The sequence below is a fragment of the Kribbella sp. NPDC000426 genome (assembly GCF_040300265.1).
GTDB lineage: Bacteria > Actinomycetota > Actinomycetes > Propionibacteriales > Kribbellaceae > Kribbella.
The window spans coordinates 551599-568408 of sequence record NZ_JBEPDK010000001.1; the positions used below are offsets into that span (position 1 = coordinate 551599).

Annotated in this window: 19 protein-coding genes; 6 read left to right on the forward strand and 13 right to left on the reverse strand. The window is 68.3% G+C overall.

The features are described 5' to 3' along the window. Positions 1 to 355: 355 nt before the first annotated feature. The 3 genes from ABT313_RS02655 to ABT313_RS02665 are packed head-to-tail and all read left to right on the forward strand — an operon-like array spanning position 356 to position 2303. Positions 356 to 916: a DUF6817 domain-containing protein gene (locus ABT313_RS02655; RefSeq protein ID WP_350847899.1), complete on the forward strand. Its 561-nt coding sequence runs from the start codon at positions 356 to 358 to the stop codon at positions 914 to 916. Between the two features lie 9 nt (positions 917 to 925). Further along, complete coding sequence (locus tag ABT313_RS02660; RefSeq protein WP_350847901.1) at positions 926 to 1855, forward strand: alpha/beta fold hydrolase; 930 nt, start codon at positions 926 to 928, stop codon at positions 1853 to 1855. Between the two features lie 31 nt (positions 1856 to 1886). Continuing rightward, positions 1887 to 2303, forward strand: a complete 417-nt coding sequence (locus ABT313_RS02665) for a hypothetical protein (RefSeq protein WP_350847902.1) — start codon at positions 1887 to 1889, stop codon at positions 2301 to 2303. On the opposite strand, the gene ABT313_RS02670 is transcribed toward ABT313_RS02665, so the two are convergent. The 7 genes from ABT313_RS02670 to ABT313_RS02700 form a co-directional block, all read right to left on the reverse strand. After that, a complete protein-coding gene (locus tag ABT313_RS02670; protein WP_350847904.1) occupies positions 2293 to 3012 on the reverse strand; it encodes a PIG-L deacetylase family protein in 720 nt (239 codons plus the stop codon). The two genes, ABT313_RS02665 and ABT313_RS02670, sit on opposite strands and share 11 nt — an antisense overlap. Before the next feature lie 28 nt (positions 3013 to 3040). Further along, positions 3041 to 4339, reverse strand: coding sequence for a D-arabinono-1,4-lactone oxidase (locus tag ABT313_RS02675; RefSeq protein WP_350847906.1), 1299 nt, complete (start codon positions 4337 to 4339; stop codon positions 3041 to 3043). Beyond that, a complete protein-coding gene (locus ABT313_RS02680) occupies positions 4336 to 5490 on the reverse strand; it encodes an amino acid deaminase/aldolase (protein WP_350847908.1) in 1155 nt (384 codons plus the stop codon). The genes ABT313_RS02675 and ABT313_RS02680 overlap by 4 nt, the downstream gene beginning before the upstream one ends. Before the next feature lie 42 nt (positions 5491 to 5532). Further along, complete coding sequence (locus ABT313_RS02685) at positions 5533 to 6183, reverse strand: hypothetical protein (RefSeq protein ID WP_350847910.1); 651 nt, start codon at positions 6181 to 6183, stop codon at positions 5533 to 5535. Between the two features lie 149 nt (positions 6184 to 6332). Then, positions 6333 to 7679 (reverse strand): M15 family metallopeptidase, encoded by a 1347-nt coding sequence (locus ABT313_RS02690; protein ID WP_350847912.1) that lies wholly within the window; start codon positions 7677 to 7679, stop codon positions 6333 to 6335. An 84-nt stretch (positions 7680 to 7763) separates the two neighbouring features. After that, positions 7764 to 8864 carry a succinyldiaminopimelate transaminase gene (gene dapC / locus ABT313_RS02695; protein ID WP_350849840.1) on the reverse strand — a complete coding sequence of 367 codons (1101 nt, stop codon included), beginning with the start codon at positions 8862 to 8864 and terminating at the stop codon, positions 7764 to 7766. 64 nt (positions 8865 to 8928) lie between these two features. Beyond that, entirely contained in the window at positions 8929 to 9399 is a 471-nt protein-coding gene (locus tag ABT313_RS02700) for a MarR family winged helix-turn-helix transcriptional regulator (protein WP_350847914.1), read from the reverse strand. 87 nt (positions 9400 to 9486) lie between these two features. Between ABT313_RS02700 and ABT313_RS02705 the strand changes: the two genes are divergently transcribed. Next, a complete protein-coding gene (locus ABT313_RS02705) occupies positions 9487 to 9864 on the forward strand; it encodes a DoxX family protein (protein ID WP_350847916.1) in 378 nt (125 codons plus the stop codon). A gap of 29 nt (positions 9865 to 9893) precedes the next feature. After that, a complete protein-coding gene (locus tag ABT313_RS02710) occupies positions 9894 to 10958 on the forward strand; it encodes an FAD-dependent oxidoreductase (RefSeq protein ID WP_350847918.1) in 1065 nt (354 codons plus the stop codon). Here the strand turns inward: ABT313_RS02710 and ABT313_RS02715 are convergent. From ABT313_RS02715 to ABT313_RS02740, 6 genes are all read right to left on the reverse strand, one after another. Next, positions 10949 to 11287, reverse strand: a complete 339-nt coding sequence (locus tag ABT313_RS02715; RefSeq protein WP_132210994.1) for a GroES family chaperonin — start codon at positions 11285 to 11287, stop codon at positions 10949 to 10951. The genes ABT313_RS02710 and ABT313_RS02715 overlap by 10 nt on opposite strands. Then, positions 11284 to 11547 carry a DUF3618 domain-containing protein gene (locus tag ABT313_RS02720; RefSeq protein ID WP_137253290.1) on the reverse strand — a complete coding sequence of 88 codons (264 nt, stop codon included), beginning with the start codon at positions 11545 to 11547 and terminating at the stop codon, positions 11284 to 11286. Before ABT313_RS02720 ends, ABT313_RS02715 begins: the two co-directional genes overlap by 4 nt. Before the next feature lie 68 nt (positions 11548 to 11615). Further along, positions 11616 to 12659, reverse strand: a complete 1044-nt coding sequence (locus tag ABT313_RS02725) for a glucose 1-dehydrogenase (protein WP_350847920.1) — start codon at positions 12657 to 12659, stop codon at positions 11616 to 11618. 4 nt (positions 12660 to 12663) lie between these two features. Further along, on the reverse strand, positions 12664 to 13506 hold the full coding sequence (locus ABT313_RS02730) for a transglutaminase family protein (protein ID WP_350847921.1): 843 nt from the start codon (positions 13504 to 13506) through the stop codon (positions 12664 to 12666). Next, complete coding sequence (locus ABT313_RS02735; protein WP_350847923.1) at positions 13503 to 14447, reverse strand: alpha-E domain-containing protein; 945 nt, start codon at positions 14445 to 14447, stop codon at positions 13503 to 13505. Before ABT313_RS02735 ends, ABT313_RS02730 begins: the two co-directional genes overlap by 4 nt. A 16-nt stretch (positions 14448 to 14463) precedes the next feature. Next, positions 14464 to 16041 carry a circularly permuted type 2 ATP-grasp protein gene (locus tag ABT313_RS02740; RefSeq protein WP_350847925.1) on the reverse strand — a complete coding sequence of 526 codons (1578 nt, stop codon included), beginning with the start codon at positions 16039 to 16041 and terminating at the stop codon, positions 14464 to 14466. Between the two features lie 54 nt (positions 16042 to 16095). Between ABT313_RS02740 and bcp the strand changes: the two genes are divergently transcribed. Continuing rightward, entirely contained in the window at positions 16096 to 16563 is a 468-nt protein-coding gene (gene bcp, locus ABT313_RS02745; RefSeq protein WP_350847927.1) for a thioredoxin-dependent thiol peroxidase, read from the forward strand. The last annotated feature ends 247 nt before the right edge of the window (positions 16564 to 16810 follow it).

Genomic DNA, 16810 nt, shown 5'->3' on the forward strand with positions numbered 1-16810 from the left:
AGCTCAGGGCGCTGGTCAGCGTGATGGTGAGCAGGGTCATCGTTGCCATGACGGCGATCAGGGTCCAGCGGGCTGCGGCGTTACTCATGGATTCATGGTCGGCACCTGCACCGCCGCTGGGAATGGGCCGGCCCGGGTTTCAGGGGCCGGTCCGGGGTGCGGTCCGGTGAAGTCCTGACCGCCGAAGCCCCGACCGCCACCTCGGGGAACAGGAAATGAACTGGGTGTGACCGAAACGGCACGCCGCAGCTGTGGGCGGGGGTGGGTGGTTGGCCTTACCGTGGGTGACCTGGGTCGGTCCGAAGGCCCTGATCTGTTCGAGCGATTTGGCCGCTCCGGGGTGAGAAGGGGTCAGATGAGCACTTTCGAGGACCTGGGTTCGTTGCTGCTGGTACGCGGCGCGGACGAGATCGACCACGCCGGCGGAAGCCTGTACGTCCACCTGCACCGGGTCGCGAAGCGCCTGCGCTCGCTCGGTGCCTCCGACACGCTGGTGATCGCCGGCCTGGCCCACGCGGCGTACGGGACGGACGGTTTCCCGACTCATCTGTTCGACTGGCAGACCGAACGCCCGGTCCTGGACTCGGTGATCGGCACCGAGGCCGAGCAGATCGTCTACCGGTACGGCGCGTGCGACCGCGAGACCACGTGGCGCGACCTCGCCGAGCACCGCACGGTCACCGACCGCTTCACCGGTACGTCGGAAGAGCTCGGCGCCGAGGACATCCGCGACTTCGTCGACCTGACGATCGTCAACGAGCTCGACGTCCTCGACAACGATGCCAAGCGCGCGGTCAAACTCGGTCCGTTCCTGACCGAGCAGATTCCGCGCTGGCAGTCGCTCGCCTCCCCCGCCGTCCTCGCCGAGTCGCAACGCATCCTGCAGCTGCAAGAGGGCGTCCGAGGGCACTCCTAGACTGGCGGCGTGAAACGGTTCCTGTGGCGGGGGTTCCTGGGACTTCTCGGGCTCTGGCTGATCGTCACCGTGGCATCACTCGGCTACAACCTCGCCACCAACGGGACCGCTGCACCGCCTTCCGGCCTGAAGTACGTCGAGGCCGGCGACATCAACACGCGCTATGACACCTGGGGTACGTCGGGCACGCCCGTCGTCCTCGTCCACGGGGCAGCGGAGTCCGTCGACACCTGGTCGCGACTCGTCCCGCTGCTCGCGACGAACCACCGCGTCTACGCCTACGACATCACCGGCTACGGGTACTCCGAGCGCAAGGCGCCGTACACGATCGAGCATCTCGCGGCGCAGCTGCTCGGCTTCCTCGACGCCATGCACCTCGGCGGGCCTGGTGAACCACGGCCGATCCTGGTCGGGCACTCGCTCGGTGCCGGCGTCGTCGCCGAGGCAACGCTGGAGGCACCGAACCGGATGGCCGGAATCATGTTCCTCGACGGTGACGCGCTGCCGTTGCCGGGCGGGCAGGCCGGACCGCCGCGGTGGCTGATCGTCCCGCCGTACCGGACGTCGCTGTTCCGGCTGGTGCTCGACCAGGGCTGGCTGCTCAAGAAGATCTACAACAGCGTCTGCTCCCCGAACTGCCCGGCGATGAACGTCGACGACTGGACCCGGCCGTTCCGGCAGCCGGGCGCCGAGAAGGCGGTCTGGCAGATGACCGCGCACGGCATCCCGGCCGTGTCGGCCGATCGCCTGGCCAAGCTTCGCGACCTGCCCGTCCCGAAGTCGGTCGTGTTCGGGGCGCTCGACACCAACGGCGGCAACGCGACCGAGACTGCCACTCGGATCGGGGCACCCGCGCCGACGCTGATCCCGAACGCGAACCACCTCACGCTGATCTCCAGCCCGACCGAGGTGGCGGCGGCGATCAACGCCCTTCGTTGATTCCTGGAATCCGGCGACGGATGATCGATTCATGGCCCGTTACGAAGTGGTTGCGCGCGCGAAGACCGATCGACGACTGACCGATTCCGCCTACCTCGAGCTCGCCCTCAAGTCCTGGTCACTCGACAAGGGCATGCGGTTCCAGCGGGTCGAAGACCTACCGGACGGGACGATCGCGATCGTCCTCCAGCAGAACCTCTCGCCGCGCAAGCACGACGCCGCCTGCGCGATGGCGAACCGGAGCCTGGCCCAGCTCGGGATCCCGGCCGCCCAGGTCCAGCAGATCGACCTCGTCCGGATGACCCGCAAGGGCGGTCGCGCGCTGGTCCGCTCGTGGGTCGGCCCGGGCAACCCGCCCGGTCCGGACACCGCCGGCGATCGCGAGCCGCGGCGCCCGAAGCCGATGCCGCCGCACCTGCAGGCGTCCCGCGAGCTGCCTACGGAGTGAAGACTTCGAACCGCGCGCCGTACTTCGTGCCCAGCTGAGTGCCGGTCGGACGCGAAACGCCTTCGAGGAACTCCTCCGGGTCGAACGCGCGGTTCAGCCCGTCGATGTAGGCCTGGTGTGCCTTCAACGACTGCAGGCCGAGGTCGAAGGTGTCAGTAGTGTCGACCCCGTGCCGCGAGTTCGGTGAGCCGGCCGCCCAGACCTGCCGTACGCCGTCCCACTTGTCGCCGGCGTCCGGGAAGATCCAGCGGTTCGCGGCGTCCCGAACGGCGTCGACGACCGCGCGGCCGGTGTTGATGTGGTCGGCCTGGTTCAGCGCGACGTCGCCGTCCCAGGTGTCGCGGAAGTTGCCGGTGATGACGATCTCCGGCTGGTGCCGCCGGATCGCGGCGGCGATGACGCGCCGCAGCGGTACGCCGTACTCGATCGTGCCGTCGGGCTGGCCGAGGAACTCGACCGTGGACACGCCGACGATCCGGGCCGACTCGATCTCCTCGGCCTCCCGCAACGGTGCGCACTCGGCCGGGTCGACCCCGTCGATCCCCGCCTCGCCGGACGTCAGCAGGCAGTACGCGATCTGCTTGCCCTGACCGGTCCAGCGCGCGATCGCGGCCGCCGACCCCCACTCGAGATCATCCGGGTGCGCGACAATCGCCAGCGCCTTCTGCCAATCCTCGGCCAACGGCTCGAGCCCCTCCGCAGCATCCATGCCTGGCAGGCTATCGTCCGGCGCGGGCTCAGCCGAAGACCTGACGGGTGTACTGGTTCTCGAAGCTGCGTTGCGGGTCGAGCCGGTCGCGGACGGCGAGGAAGTCGTCGAAGTGCGGGTAACGCGCTCGGAGGTCGGCCGCGGTGAGCGTGTGCAGCTTGCCCCAGTGCGGGCGTCCGTCGTACTCGGCGACGATGTTCTCGAACGCTTGGAAGTACGGATCGTGCGGGAGCCGGTGGTACTGATGGATCGCGACGTACGCCGTCTCGCGCCCCGATGCCGTCGACAGCCAGATATTGTCCGGCGCCGCCACCCGGACCTCGATCGGGAACGGGATCCGCGACCCCGACGTGTCGATCCAGTCGCGCAGCCGGCGGATCACCTCGACCACGTGCTCGCGGGGCACGGCGTACTCCGATTCGCGGAAGATCACGTTGCGCTCGGAACAGAACACCTTGTACGACGAGTCGACGTACTCCCGCGCGGACAAGGCGCGTGAGGCGAGCTGGTTGATCCGCGGAACCGTGCCGGGCCGGCGCACTGCGAGCCGGTTGGTCAGCTCGAAGACCTTGTTGGACAACAGTTCGTCGTCGACCCAGCCGCGGATCCGGCCGACCGGCGACGCGTCGACGCCCGCCGCGACCCGGTTGTTGCGCTTGGTCAACGCGATATCGGTATGCGGGAACCAGTAGAACTCGAAGTGATCGTTGCCATCGGCAAACTCGTGGAAACCGTCCAGTACGTCGGCCAGCGGCAACGGCATCTCCTGTGCACGCAGCAGGAACGCCGGCACGCACTGCAGTGTCAGCGAGCTGATCACGCCGAGCGCGCCGACCGAGACCCGGGCCGCGGCGAAAACGTCCGGATTCTCCTCGGCCGAGCAGTGCAGCACCGACCCGTCCGCGGTGACCAGGTCGAGCGCGACGACCTGCGTCGCGAGGCCCCCGAGCCCCGCACCGGTCCCGTGCGTGCCGGTTGAGATCGCGCCAGAGATCGTCTGCTTGTCGATGTCGCCCAGGTTTGCCATTGCGAGGTCGAACGCGGCCAGGCCGGCGTTGAGCTTCCGCAGGCCGGTGCCCGCACCGACCGTCACCCGGCCGGAATACTTGTCGGCATGGGTGATCGACGACAGCCCGTCGAGCCGGATCATCACCTGCTGCGGCACCGAGCACCCCGTGAACGAGTGTCCCGAGCCGACCGCCTTGAGCTTCTTGCCCTGCTCGGCGGCGGACTTGACCGCGGCCGCCAGTTCGTCGGTCGATCCGGGGCGCAGGGTCTCGATACCGGTCGCCGACTCGGTGCCGGACCAGTTCCGCCAGGTGCTCATCCGAAGTTCTTCCCTTCGCCGCGGTAGGTGACGAGTTCGCTCACGTCCTCACCGTGAACGGCGTGCAGGACATCGAACCGCTCCAGCATCTCGCCTGCCTTCGCGTAGCGCATCCATACTCTGTCGCCAAGATTCAGCCGATCGGCTGATTGTCCCTGGACCGGAGTCTGCACCTCGCCGGCACCTTCGGTGCCGAGCAGCTTCAGACCGGACGGCCAAGCAGGCAAGGGCAACCGCGACTTCTTCGCCGGCCCCGACGCCACGTATCCGCCGCCGAACAGCGTGGCGATACGAGGCGCAGGACGGCGTACGACGTCGAGCGCGTACGCCATCGCGTGCTCCGGCTGGAAGACGTCGTACTTGTCGAAGAGGGTCGGGCCGTAGAGACCGGACCCGGCGGTGACCTCGGTGACCGACGGGTCGGCGCTGCTGATCTCCAGGCTGCCTGTGCCGCCGCTGTTGACGATCCGGAGCGCAGCGACCTGCTTGACCGCGTCGACGACGGCGCCGCGGCGATCGGCGAGCTCGGCAGCGGAGCGGCGCTTGACCCAGCGGACGGCCGGTGAGGTGTCCGGCAGACCGGCGATCTGCGCCTCGTAGAACATCACGCCGGTCAGCTCGAACGCGTCGTCGGCGGCGACGGCCCGGGCGAGGGCTGCGACCTCGGCGGGGGTCCGCAGCGGCGAGCGGCGTACGCCGAGATGCTGGCCGAAGACGCGGAGCGAGGCGTCGACGTCGAGACAGACCTGGATGCGGGCCGGTCCGGTCGCGGCCGCCTTGATGTACGCGAGGTGCTCCGGCGCGTCGATCATCAGCGTGATCCGGGACGCGGCTTCGGGGTCCTCGGAGAGCTCGCGCAGAGCCGTGCGATGGGTGGTCGGGTAGCCGAGGAGGATGTCGTCGACGCCGTGGTGCGCGAGCCAGAGGGCCTCGGGGAGCGCGTAGCTCATCACGCCGTGGAAGCCGGGCCGCTCCAGCGCGGCGGCGATCAGCGCGCGGCAGCGGACCGACTTGGACGCGATCCGGATCGGCGTCCCCGCGGCGCGGCGGACCAGGTCGTCCGCGTTCCGCCGGAAGGCGTCGAGATCGATCACCGCGTACGGCGCGTCCAGGCCCGCGGTCAGACGGGCATACCGGTCGAAGTCACCCATAACCGGAGTGTAGGTCACAGAATACTGAAAGGTAATACAACTTTAGGGTTGATCGACGACTTGTTCGAGAGTGGGCACGACGGTGCGGGCCCAGTCGGACTGCTTGTCAGGTTGCGCGGAGGTGGTTGCGAGCAGGGCGACTGTGGAGCCATGGACGACGGAGAGGTCAACGTAGGACTCGGCTCCGGCGTAGGCGCGGACTGCAGCGCCAGCGGTGTCGGAGGACCAGAGCGGGTGGACGGACAGGTCGCCGCCGGAGCCGCATGCGGTCATGCGGGCCTGGTATCCGGCGTAGTAGTTCGTCGCCTGGGCGGAGTTCTTGAAGCGGAGGAGGAGGGCGGTGGCGGGCTGGTTGTCGGCTGTGCGGTAGCTGCCGGTCAGGGCGTAGGCCGGGATGGGGAGGGTGCCGGTGGCGGGCTTGCCTGCGCAGCCGGAGGGCAGGGCTTCGTAGGAGGCCTGGTGAGGGTCTCGGCGGCGGGTCCACGTGTTATTGCCGATGAAACCGGCCTCGGCGCCGCCTGGGTCCGTGTAGGTCTTCCAGCCCGCGCCGAGCTTGTCGGGCGTTGGCAGGTTGCGGGCAGTAAGCGGTCCGGCGTTGGCAGGCGGCGGCGCAGTCGCCTGCTCCGGCACCTCCGGCGGGACAGCCGCATCCGTCGGCTTGGCGGTGCTCATGGTCGCGGGCGGCACAGGCACGGTCCCACCAACAGTGCTGGGGATAACCGGCGTAGCCGACTGCTGCACAACCCCCGGCTGCTGAGCAGCTGAGTTGGAGCTACACCCCGCAACCACTATCAACACCACACCCACACCAGCAGGCCACCCGATCAGGCGGCTGACGCGGGTCACTTCGGCTCGAAGTGTTGGTAGTCGGGCTTGGCCCAGCCGGCACCCCAGAAGTAGCCCTGGCCGACCAGTGCCTTGGTGGCGACGCTGCTGGCGAACAGCATGCCGGGGCGTGCCGGCGTCCGGGTGCGGTACGCCAGGCCGTTCGACGGGTACCAGACGCCGTTCGCCGCCAGGTACGGGTTCTCCACGGTGTTGATGTCGATCGCCCACCCGTACGAGTGCGGCGACAGCGAGTACGGATCACCGGTCACCCGCCGGCAGTTGAACGCCGACGTGTTGTCGGCCGCCATCGACTTCACGTCGCTGCCGCCGAATACGTCCACCCGCCGCATCTGCCGGATCGGGAACTTCGACGCGAACGTCGTGGTCCACACCGTGATCATCTTCGCCACGGCCGCGTCCCGCAGGATCAGCTCGCCACGGTGCACATGGCCATCGAAGCCCCAGTAGTTCAGCTGAAGCAGCCGCAGCGACGCCGGCGCGACCGGACACCCGGCCCGGTACGTGTTCGGCACCATGGCGGCGGAGACGGCGTACACCTTGGGGTTCAGTGCAGCCTTGATGACGATCGTCGCCAGGCCGGAGTACTCCATCGCGGCCTGACTGACGTACCTGGTCACGACGCGCACTGTCCGCGTGGCCGGCAGGTCGTCGGGTATCCGGAGCCGGAAGTTGCCCTTGGCATCCATGACTCCGATGTTGAGCAGCTGCCACTTGCCACTGCCCAGATAGCTCTGCAGTGCGAGCTCCTTGCCCGGCTCGGCCGGCACCATCCGCCCGGTGACCGAGACGCCGGTCAGCGTGGCGTACCAGGCCGCCGGCGTGTTGATCAGGATCTTCCGGTCCTGGATCGGCACGGTCCGGTACGCCGAGATCGCGAGCGCCGTCTCCGCCTTCACACCGATCATCGTGCGGAACGCCCAGGTCCCGGTGTACGCCGACACGTAGCTGAAGCGGTACACGCCGCCCGCAGTAGTGCGAGTCGACCCACGCAACACCCAGGCGCCGGGGACTCGCTGCCACAGGGTGATGTACGACCCAGTGATCGGCTGGCTGATCTTGCCGGTGAAGATGGTCGGCTTGTCCTCCCAGGACGCAGCCGGCTGATCCAGGGTGATCGACCAAGCCGGCGTGGGAGTGGCCGCCGGTGTGGGAGTGGCAGGGGTCACCGCCGGCTTAGGCGTGGGCGTCGGTGTCGGTGTCGACACAGCAGCCGACGCAGGGGTCGACGCTGGAGTCTCCGTCGGTGTGACGCTGGGCGACGGGGAGTCGTCCGCGTGCGCGACACTCACCGGCCCCAGACCCAGCAGCACCGCGACAGCCACCCCAACGAAGCGTCTCATCCGCCTCACCTTCCCCTTGACGACTCCTACCCCCTATAAGAGGCAGCCACACCGGGAGACGTCACAGGGGAGCGGGGACTTTGTTTACTCCTGCAGTCGTTTCACTGCGGAGTCGATGCGCTCGTCGGTCCCGGTGAGCGCGACGCGGACGTGCCGCTCACCCGCAGTCCCGTAGAACGCACCCGGAGCGACCAGGATGCCCCGGTCCGCCAGAGCCCCGACAGACCCGTACGCGTCGTACGACGGGTGCGACGCCCACAGGTACAGCCCGCCGTTGGACAGCGTGATCTCCCAGCCCGCATCGGTCAGCGCATCCCGCAGTACCGCACGCCGACGGAGGTAGCGGGCACGCTGCTCCTCCACGTGCACGTCGTCCGCGAAGGCGGCAGCCATCGCGGCCTGGATCGGCGACGGCACCATCAGTCCGGCATGCTTGCGTACGGCAAGCAGCTCGGTCACCACGGTCGGGTCACCTGCTACGAAGCCTCCGCGGTACCCGGCCAGGTTGGACCGCTTGGACAGCGAGTGCACCGCGAGCAGGTTGTCGAAGCTGCCACCGGACACGTCCGGGTGCAGCACGGACACCGGCTTCTCGTCCCAGCCGAACTCGGTGTAGCACTCGTCGCTGACCAGCAGTACGTCGTTCGCCCGCGCCCACTCGACCGCACGGCGCAGATCGTCCGCGGAGGTGATCTCACCGGACGGGTTGCGCGGCGAGTTGAGGTACGCGACCCGCACCGGCCCGTCGTACGTCGTGGGGTCCGCGACCGGCACGCTGGTCGCGCGGGCGAGCGCAGCGCCCGCCTCGTACGTCGGGTACGCCAGGTCCGGGATGAGGACGGTGTCGCCCGCCCCGATACCCAGCAGCGTCGGCAGCATCATGATCAGCTCTTTGGTGCCGATCACGGGCAGTACGCCGCTCTGCGGGTCCACTCCGCTCACATCGAGACGCCGGGCCATCCAGTCCACCGCGGCCTGCCGCGCAGCCGACGTACCGATGGTCGTCGGGTACGACGGGGCGTCGGCGGCGTCTGCCAGCGCCTTCTTCACCAACTCGGGCACCGGGTCGACCGGACTGCCGACAGACAGGTCGACGATGCCGTCGGGATGCTCGGCCGCCTTCTGCTGGTAAGGGGCGAGCTTGTCCCACGGGAAGTCTGGCAACCGGCTGGAGGTCTCGAAGATCACAGGCCCATTCTCCCCCGCCTCCTGATCGCTCCGCCTCCGCCTGCCCGCTCCGCGAGAAACGTCAGCAATCCTTGCCCGGGTCAACCTTGGCGAGGATCGTGTCGGCGATGTCCTTCAGCTGCGCCAACTGCTCCGGGCTGAGCACGTCGACGACGTACTCGCGGACGGTCGCGACGTGGCCCGGCGCGGCGGCGACGAGGAACTCGTAACCGCTGTCCGTGATGGTTGCGACGGTGATCCGCCCGTCGTCCTCGGCCGGCCGGCGCTCGACGAAACCACGCTGCTCGAGGCGCTTGACCACATGGGAGAGCCGCGACAGCGAGCCGTTCGCGAAGCCGGCCAGGTCGCTCATCCGCCGAGACCGCCCGGGTGACTCCGAGAGCCCCGCGAGCACGAGGTACTCGAAGTGGGTCAGCCCTGAGTCCCGCTGGAGCTGATAGTCCAGCACTCCGGGCAGCTTGAAGAGCAGCGCGGCCAGCGACATCCACGTCGCGAGCTCGTCTCGCTCCAGCCATCGCGCATCCCCCGCCATGACGCCATTCTACCGGAATACTTGACGCTTCAAGTCACTTGGCTCTAGCTTTGAGTTGACGCATCAACTAATGACCGAGAGTGGGACATGAACGTCTTTCTGTGGATCCTCGCCGGAGTGCTGGCGGCCTTCTTCCTCGCCGCCGGCGCCACCAAGCTGAGCCAGAGCCGGCGCAAGCTGCTGGCCAACCCGAACATGAAGTGGGTCGAGGACTTCTCCGCGGGCACGATCAAGCTGATCGGGACGGCCGAGGTGCTGGGCGCGATCGGCCTCATCCTGCCGGGTGCGCTGGACATCGCGCCGGTGCTCGTCCCGCTGGCTGCGACCGGCCTCGCCGTCATCATGGCCGGCGCGATCATCACCCACGGCCGCCGCAAGGAGATCCCGCAGATCTTCCTCAACGCGATCATCCTGGTCCTGGCCGTCCTGGTGGCGATCTTCCGGTTCGGTCCCAACGCCTTCTGAGGCTGCCCCGGTCTCCGTACGCTGCTGCAATGACGTACGACGTGGCGGTGGTGGGGGCCGGTGCGATGGGCTCGGCGGCGGCCCGTGCGCTGGCGGCGGCCGGGCGGGAGGTCGTCGTACTGGAGCAGTTCACGCTCGGGCACGAACGGGGCGGATCGCACGGTGGGACGCGGCTGTTCCGGCCGGCGGCCGATGACGCCGAGGTGGCCGAGCTGACCGAGCGGGCCCGGCCGTTGTGGCGCGAGCTGGAGGCGGACTGCGGCGAGACGTTGCTCGAGGAGACCGGTGGGATCGACCACGGACTGAGTGACGAGTCGGTCGAGACGTTCCGGTTGTTGCATGCGGCAACCGGGTCGGTGCTGGCGGCGCCGGAAGCCGCTGAGCGCTGGCCCGGTTTCCGGTTCGAGAGTCCGGTGCTCTACCAGCCGGGCTCAGGTCGGCTGTACGCCGATCGCGCGGTGCACGCGTTGCAGACGGTGGCAGCCCGGTCGGGCGCGGAGTTCCGCGTGCAGTCGCCGGTACGGGCGCTGCGACTTCATGACGAGATGGTGGAGCTCGACGTACCAGGTGGGGCCGTGCGGGCGCAGCACGTCGTGGTGACTGCTGGACCGTGGACTCCGAAGCTGCTGCGTGGTCTGGCGCCGTTGCCGCCGTTCACGGTGACACAGGAGCAGCCCCGGTTCTTCCCACCGCTGTCCGAGGACCTGGAGTGGCCGAGCTTCGTGCACTGGGGCCCTGACAGCTATGGCCTCTACGAGCCAGGCTCCGGAGTGAAGGTCGGGATGCACGCGAGCGGACCCGAGGTGGACCCCGACACCAGGGACTTCCGGCCGGAGCCGGAGCGGGACGAGACCCTGCTGCGGTATGTCGAGGAGTGGTACCCCGGACTGGACCCGACCCGATCCACTGCGATCAGTTGCCTCTACGACAACACGCCGTCGGCCACCTTCGTGATCGACCGGGCCGGCCCGATCACCGTGGCCGCAGGGTTCTCAGGACAGGGCTTCAAGTTCGTGCCGCTGGTGGGCGCGTTCGTCCGTGACCTGGTGACGGGTGGACCGGACACCCCTGCCCACTTCCACTTTCAGAGATAGAGGCCGGTCTGACCGTCTTCGAGACGGCCGGCCGCGACCGCATGCAGGTCCCGCTCGCGCAGCAGGATGTAGTCGTCGCCGCGCACCTCCACCTCGGCCCGGTCCTCCGGGTCGAACAGCACGCGGTCGTCGACCTCCACGGTCCGCACGTTCGCGCCGACCGCGACCACCTTCGCCCACGCGAGCCTGCGGCCCATCTGGGCGGTGGCAGGGATCAAGATGCCGGCCGACGACTTGCGCTCGCCCTCCTGCTCGAGGGAGACCAGGACGCGGTCGTGCAGCATCCGGATCGGGAGTTTGTCGTCGGACAGCCGCTTGCGTGGCGTCACCGGCGACCCACCAGCCGGCGGATCACCAGCAGCACGCCGACGACGCCGACCACCGCACCCGCGACCGCGACGATCTTCTGGGTCCGCAGCTGACCCTGCTCGTCGAAGACCTGGGACTTGGCCTGCTCGACCTGTCGCAGGGCCACGTTCTTCGGGTTCGCGCGGTCGACCAGCTCGTCGACGGTCGAAGCCAGGCGCAACCGGGTGGCGGCGATGTCCGCCTCGATCTGCTCGGCGGTCCGAGCCTTCGTGTCCGACACCTGTCGACGCTCCTTCCATCCGCGGGGCATGCCCCGATCTGCCCCTCGTCACCCACCATCCTCGCAGGTCATCCCCGCAAGTCCACGACCACCTTGATGTCATCCGGTTCCCGCACCAATGCATCCGGCCACTGCGACAGCGGCACGGTCCGGGTGATCAACTGCTGCAGCCAGGCCCGATCAGCCGCGAGCAGCACGTCCACAGCGTCTGCGTAGTGCCGTTTGCCCGCGTTCACGGTTCCGACCAATGCGGCGTTTCGCACCACCAACTGCCGGACCAGGGCGTCCAGCGGTACGTCGACAGTCGCCGGCCCGGGGTGGATCCCGGCCAGGCACATCACACCGGCCGGTGGGAGCAACGACGCGCAGTCGAACACCAACTGCCCGGCCCCGGTCGCCTCGATCACCACATCCGGCACGACATCCAGCTGGTCCAGGTCCGTCAGGTAGGTCCCGCCCAGCGCCCGTACCAGCTCCGGCTTCGGCCCGTCCGTGACCCTGTCCAACACATGTACGTCGTACCCGCGCTGCCGGGCGATGAGCGCCGCGAGCAGCCCGATCGGACCAGCACCCGTCACGAGCACGTGTTGCGGACCGAACCAGGACCGCGCGCCGACCTGGTCCACCTGCTCCCAGGCTTTCGTCAGGATGCTGGCGGGCTCCAAGAGCACGCCGAGCTCTCCCAGCTCAGCCGGAACCCGCACGGCGAAGTACGGGTCGACCCGCCAGCGCTCAGCGCCGTACCCGTCCATCTCCTTGATGCCGCGCTCGGTGTACTCACCGTTGCGGCAGAAGTCCCACTCGCCGCGCGCACAGGCCGGACAGGGCACTGGATCCGGTCGGCGGACCACTCCGGCCACCAGGTCGCCGGCCACGAAGCCCGAGCCCACAGGTGCCTCCAGGACGCGGCCGAGCGACTCGTGTCCGATGACGAGCTGATCCGATCCCGGACGTCCGCTGCCGAACGCGCCGGAGACCAGCTCGATGTCGGTCCCGCAGATACCCGTCAGCAGGCCCTCCACGAGGATCGAACCGTCGGCAACGGGAGGCTCCGAGACCTCGCCCACCCTCGCCGAGTCGGACTTGCCCGGCGTCACTGTCATGGCCCGCATGGGCTCAGGCTAACCGGGTCATGTCGACGGTCACCTCGATGGCCGTCGCCGCACCTCCGGAGTAGATGCCCTTCAGCGGTGACACGTCGCCGTAGTCCCGTCCGGTCGCCACCCAGACATGCCGGTGACCGATCGGGATGTCGTTGGTCGGGTCGAAGCCCCACCACTCACCGGTCCACGCCTCCACCCACGCATGGCTCTCACCGACGACCGTCTCGCCCACTGCCGCGTCCGGCTTGGTGTGCAGGTATCCGGAGACATAGCGGGCCGGTACGTCGACCGCGCGCAGCATGGCCAGCGTCAGATGCGCATAGTCCTGGCACACGCCCTCACCGGCCTGCCAAGCGTCGACAGCCGACGAGTGCACACCAGTGGTGCCACGCTGGTACTTCAGCGTGTCGTGCACCCACTTCGACACGGCCAGCACAGTCTCCTGCGGGGTGTGGCCCTTGCGGAGCGAGCGTGCAACCGCAGCGAGCTCACGGTGCTTCGGGACGTAGCTGGTCCACTCCTTGTATTCGGCGTACGCGTCCAGCACCTCAGGTGACCTCAGCTGGGACCAGGTCGCGTCGACAGACGGTGCGGTCTGGTCGGTCGTCTCGACGACGGAGGCCGCGATCACCTTCAGCTCGGTGTGCGGAGTGTGGAGGTCGAACGAGTTGACCTCAGTACCCCAGTAGTCCGTGTACTTGTACGCACGGGTCGTGGGGATGGTCTCCAGCCGGGCCACCATCAGGTTCTGCCGGTCGTCGTGGCGCGGGGTCAGTCTGGCCTCGTTGTACGACTGAGTGACAGCCGTGGCGTACCTATAGCCGGTCGTATGCACGACTCGGAGACGCCACTTCACAGGTTCACCCCCGCGTTGTTCCACTCGATCCACGGCACCGCATGGAAGTACTGGCGGGACACGGCCTCGCCTACCTCGCGGACTGTCGTCTGCAGATCTTGGAGTCTGCCGGTCAGGTTGTCCAACAGGTCCGCAGGTCGCAGGAACTCCAGATCGCTGCGGGCCTTGCCCAGCAACCGCGCCGCCTCGGCACCAGCACCGATCCGCGCCGCCGGCCCGTGGTCGAGGTCGTCGAGGCAGGACTCCGCCTGCTGCAGCGCATGGAACACCGACCTCGGGAACAGGCGGTCCAGCAGCAAGAACTGCACGACCCGTGAGGCATCCAGCGCGCCGCGGTACGTCCGCAAGTAGGTGTCGTGCGCACCCGCGGAACGCAGTACGGTCACCCAGCCCGGTGAGGTCGGACGGTCGCCGACCCGGGACATCAGCATCCGGACGATCATGTCGACGCGTTCCACCGAGCGGCCGAGCACGAGGAAGCGCCATCCGTCGTCGCGGCTCATCGTGGAGTCGGCCAGCCCGGCGAACATCGCCGCCCGGTCCTCCACGAACGTGAAGAACTCGTGCGGGCCTACACGCCGAGCAGCCCGCTGCCGCTCGGGTACGGCGTTCCACATCGCGTTGATGCACTGCCACAGCTCACTGGACACGACCTCGCGCGCGACACGGGTGTTCTCGCGGGCGCTACCGATCGAGGACACGATCGACCCGGTCTCCGGCGACATCGCGACCAGCTCGGTCAGCCCCCACACGTCCAGCGTGCTGCCGTCGGGTGGGGTGATGCCGAGGACCGAGAGCAGCCTGCGGCTGGCCGTGTCCGCGTCGACGGTGGCGTCCTCGAGCAGCTGGTGCACCGAGACGTCGAGGATCCGCGCGGTGTCGTCCGCGCGTTCGACGTACCGGCCGATCCAGTACAGCGACTCGGCGTTGCGTGCGAGCATCGTCAGCACCTCCCCATCACTGTTGCTGCTGCTGTTGGGCGACGTTCAATTCCGGACCGCGCTCCGGCGTCGACGCGCTGTCCTGCTTCACCGTCGCCGTACCAAGGCCGGGACCGCGGAGCTCGGCGTCCTCGTCGGACGCTCTGGGCGCCAGGACCCAGGTGTCCTTGGAGCCACCGCCCTGGGAGGAGTTGACGACCAGGCTGCCCTCAGGAATCGCCACTCTGGTCAGCCCACCGGGCAGAACGAACACGTCGTCGCCGTCGTTGACTGCGAACGGCCGCAGGTCCACATGTCGCGGCTGCAGCCGCTCGCCCACCTTCGTGGGCACAGTGGACAGCTGAACGACGGGCTGCGCGATCCACCCGCGCGGATTGGCCTTGATACGACGCCGCTGCGCCTGGAGCTCCTTCGGCGACGCATCCGGCCCGAAGACGATGCCGTACCCACCAGAGCCCTCGACCGGCTTGGTGACCAGCTCGTCGAGGCGGTCCAGTACTTCGGTCTGCTCCGCGGGCAGCCAGCACCGGTACGTGTCGACGTTCGGCAGCAGGGGCGTCTCGCCGAGGTAGTACTTCAGGATCTCGGGCAGGTACGTGTAGATCAGCTTGTCGTCACCCACGCCGTTGCCGATCGCATTGGCGATCACGACGTTGCCAGACCGCGCTGCGTTGACCAGACCGGCCACACCGAGCGCCGAGTCCGGCAGGAACTGCACCGGGTCCAGGAACTCGTCGTCGATCCGCCTGTAGATCACGTCGACCCGCTGCTCGCCTTCCGTGGTCCGCAGGTAGATGACGTTGTTGCGGGCGAACAGGTCGCGCCCCTCGACCAGCTCCACCCCCATCTGGCGAGCCAGCAGCGAGTGCTCGAAGTACGCCGAGTTGTAGACGCCCGGAGTCAGCACTACGACGTTCGGATCTGTCGCACTGGTCGGAGCCGCGGCCCGTAGCGCCCGGAGCAGATGTACTGCGTAGTCGCCGACCGCACGCACCCGGTGCTTGGCGAACAGGTCCGGGAACACCCGCGCCATCGTCCGGCGGTTCTCCATCACGTACGACACCCCGGACGGACTGCGCAGGTTGTCCTCGAGCACGCGGAAGTCACCCTGCTCGTCGCGGACCACGTCGATGCCGGCCACGTGGATGCGGACGCCGTTAGGTGGTGCGATACCGGCCGCCTGCCGGTGGAAGTGTTCGCAAGAAGTGATCAGCCGACGAGGCAGTACGCCGTCCGCGACGATCTGCTGGTCGCCATAGATGTCAGCCAGGAACGCCTCCAGCGCCCGCACCCGCTGGACCACGCCGCGCTCCAGCCGGGACCACTCCGCCGCGGTGATCACCCGCGGCACCAGATCGAGCGGGAACGGCCGCTCCTCCCCCGACAGGCTGAACGTGATCCCCTGGTCGACCAGTGCCCGGTCCAGCGCCTCGGACCGCGTGGTCAGATCCGCCGGCTGCAGCGGTTTCAGCGAGTCGTGCAGCCGTTTGTACGCCGTACGCACACCGTCGACCGGGTCGAACATCTCGTCGTACGCCCCCGCGTGCGGGCGGCGCGGATCGAGGTAGCCGTCAAAAAGCGGGCGGGGGCTCATGGGCGCATCTTGCCCGTACGATTGCGGCACTTCAATCAATTCCTGGAGGACCTGATGTCCGAACGTCTGTCCGTCGGCGACACCGCACCCGACTTCACCCTGCCCGATGCCGACGGCAACGACGTGGCGCTGAAGGATCTGCGCGGGAAGAACGTGATCGTCTACTTCTACCCGGCCGCGATGACCCCGGGCTGCACCAAGCAGGCGTGCGACTTCAGCGACTCGCTCGACTCCCTGCAGGCCCACGGGTACGCCGTCCTCGGCATCTCCCCGGACAAGCCGGCCAAGCTGGCGAAGTTCCGCGAGCGCGACGGCGTGACGTTCCCGCTGCTCAGCGACCCCGAGAAGGAGGTCCTGCAGGCCTACGGCGCGTTCGGCGAGAAGACCATGTACGGCAAGACGGTGACCGGCGTGATCCGCTCGACCTTCGTTGTCGACCCCGACGGGAAGATCGCGGTCGCGCAGTACAACGTGAAGGCGACCGGCCACGTCGCCAAGCTCCGCCGCGACCTGGGACTGTGAAAAGGCACCTCCGGAACGGGTGCTACCGGAGGGAAACCTTCGACCGTTTCATGGACACGGTCCATGGAACGGTCGTTTGACCAAACTGGTTGCTGTGATTTGGATCACACCGAGATCTCACCGGACCGCGACGACTCAAATACCGTCGGTGAGTTTTACAGCGTTCCTGTGAAAGAGCGGTACTGCGGGGGCCACCCGCGTTCAACCACAGCTGTGTCAAGAATCGTCGCGGCCTTCGCCCTGACCT

Excerpts from the sequence above, each read along its gene's own strand:
- ABT313_RS02655 (WP_350847899.1), top strand. The coding sequence starts at position 356 with ATGAGCACTTTCGAGGACCTGGGTTCGTTGCTGCTGGTACGCGGCGCG.
- ABT313_RS02665 (WP_350847902.1), top strand. The coding sequence starts at position 1,887 with ATGGCCCGTTACGAAGTGGTTGCGCGCGCGAAGACCGATCGACGACTG.
- ABT313_RS02670 (WP_350847904.1), bottom strand. The coding sequence starts at position 3,012 with ATGGATGCTGCGGAGGGGCTCGAGCCGTTGGCCGAGGATTGGCAGAAG.
- ABT313_RS02675 (WP_350847906.1), bottom strand. The coding sequence starts at position 4,339 with ATGAGCACCTGGCGGAACTGGTCCGGCACCGAGTCGGCGACCGGTATC.
- ABT313_RS02680 (WP_350847908.1), bottom strand. The coding sequence starts at position 5,490 with ATGGGTGACTTCGACCGGTATGCCCGTCTGACCGCGGGCCTGGACGCG.
- ABT313_RS02690 (WP_350847912.1), bottom strand. The coding sequence starts at position 7,679 with ATGAGACGCTTCGTTGGGGTGGCTGTCGCGGTGCTGCTGGGTCTGGGG.
- ABT313_RS02700 (WP_350847914.1), bottom strand. The coding sequence starts at position 9,399 with ATGGCGGGGGATGCGCGATGGCTGGAGCGAGACGAGCTCGCGACGTGG.
- ABT313_RS02705 (WP_350847916.1), top strand. The coding sequence starts at position 9,487 with ATGAACGTCTTTCTGTGGATCCTCGCCGGAGTGCTGGCGGCCTTCTTC.
- ABT313_RS02710 (WP_350847918.1), top strand. The coding sequence starts at position 9,894 with ATGACGTACGACGTGGCGGTGGTGGGGGCCGGTGCGATGGGCTCGGCG.
- ABT313_RS02725 (WP_350847920.1), bottom strand. The coding sequence starts at position 12,659 with ATGCGGGCCATGACAGTGACGCCGGGCAAGTCCGACTCGGCGAGGGTG.
- ABT313_RS02735 (WP_350847923.1), bottom strand. The coding sequence starts at position 14,447 with ATGCTCGCACGCAACGCCGAGTCGCTGTACTGGATCGGCCGGTACGTC.
- ABT313_RS02740 (WP_350847925.1), bottom strand. The coding sequence starts at position 16,041 with ATGAGCCCCCGCCCGCTTTTTGACGGCTACCTCGATCCGCGCCGCCCG.
- bcp (WP_350847927.1), top strand. The coding sequence starts at position 16,096 with ATGTCCGAACGTCTGTCCGTCGGCGACACCGCACCCGACTTCACCCTG.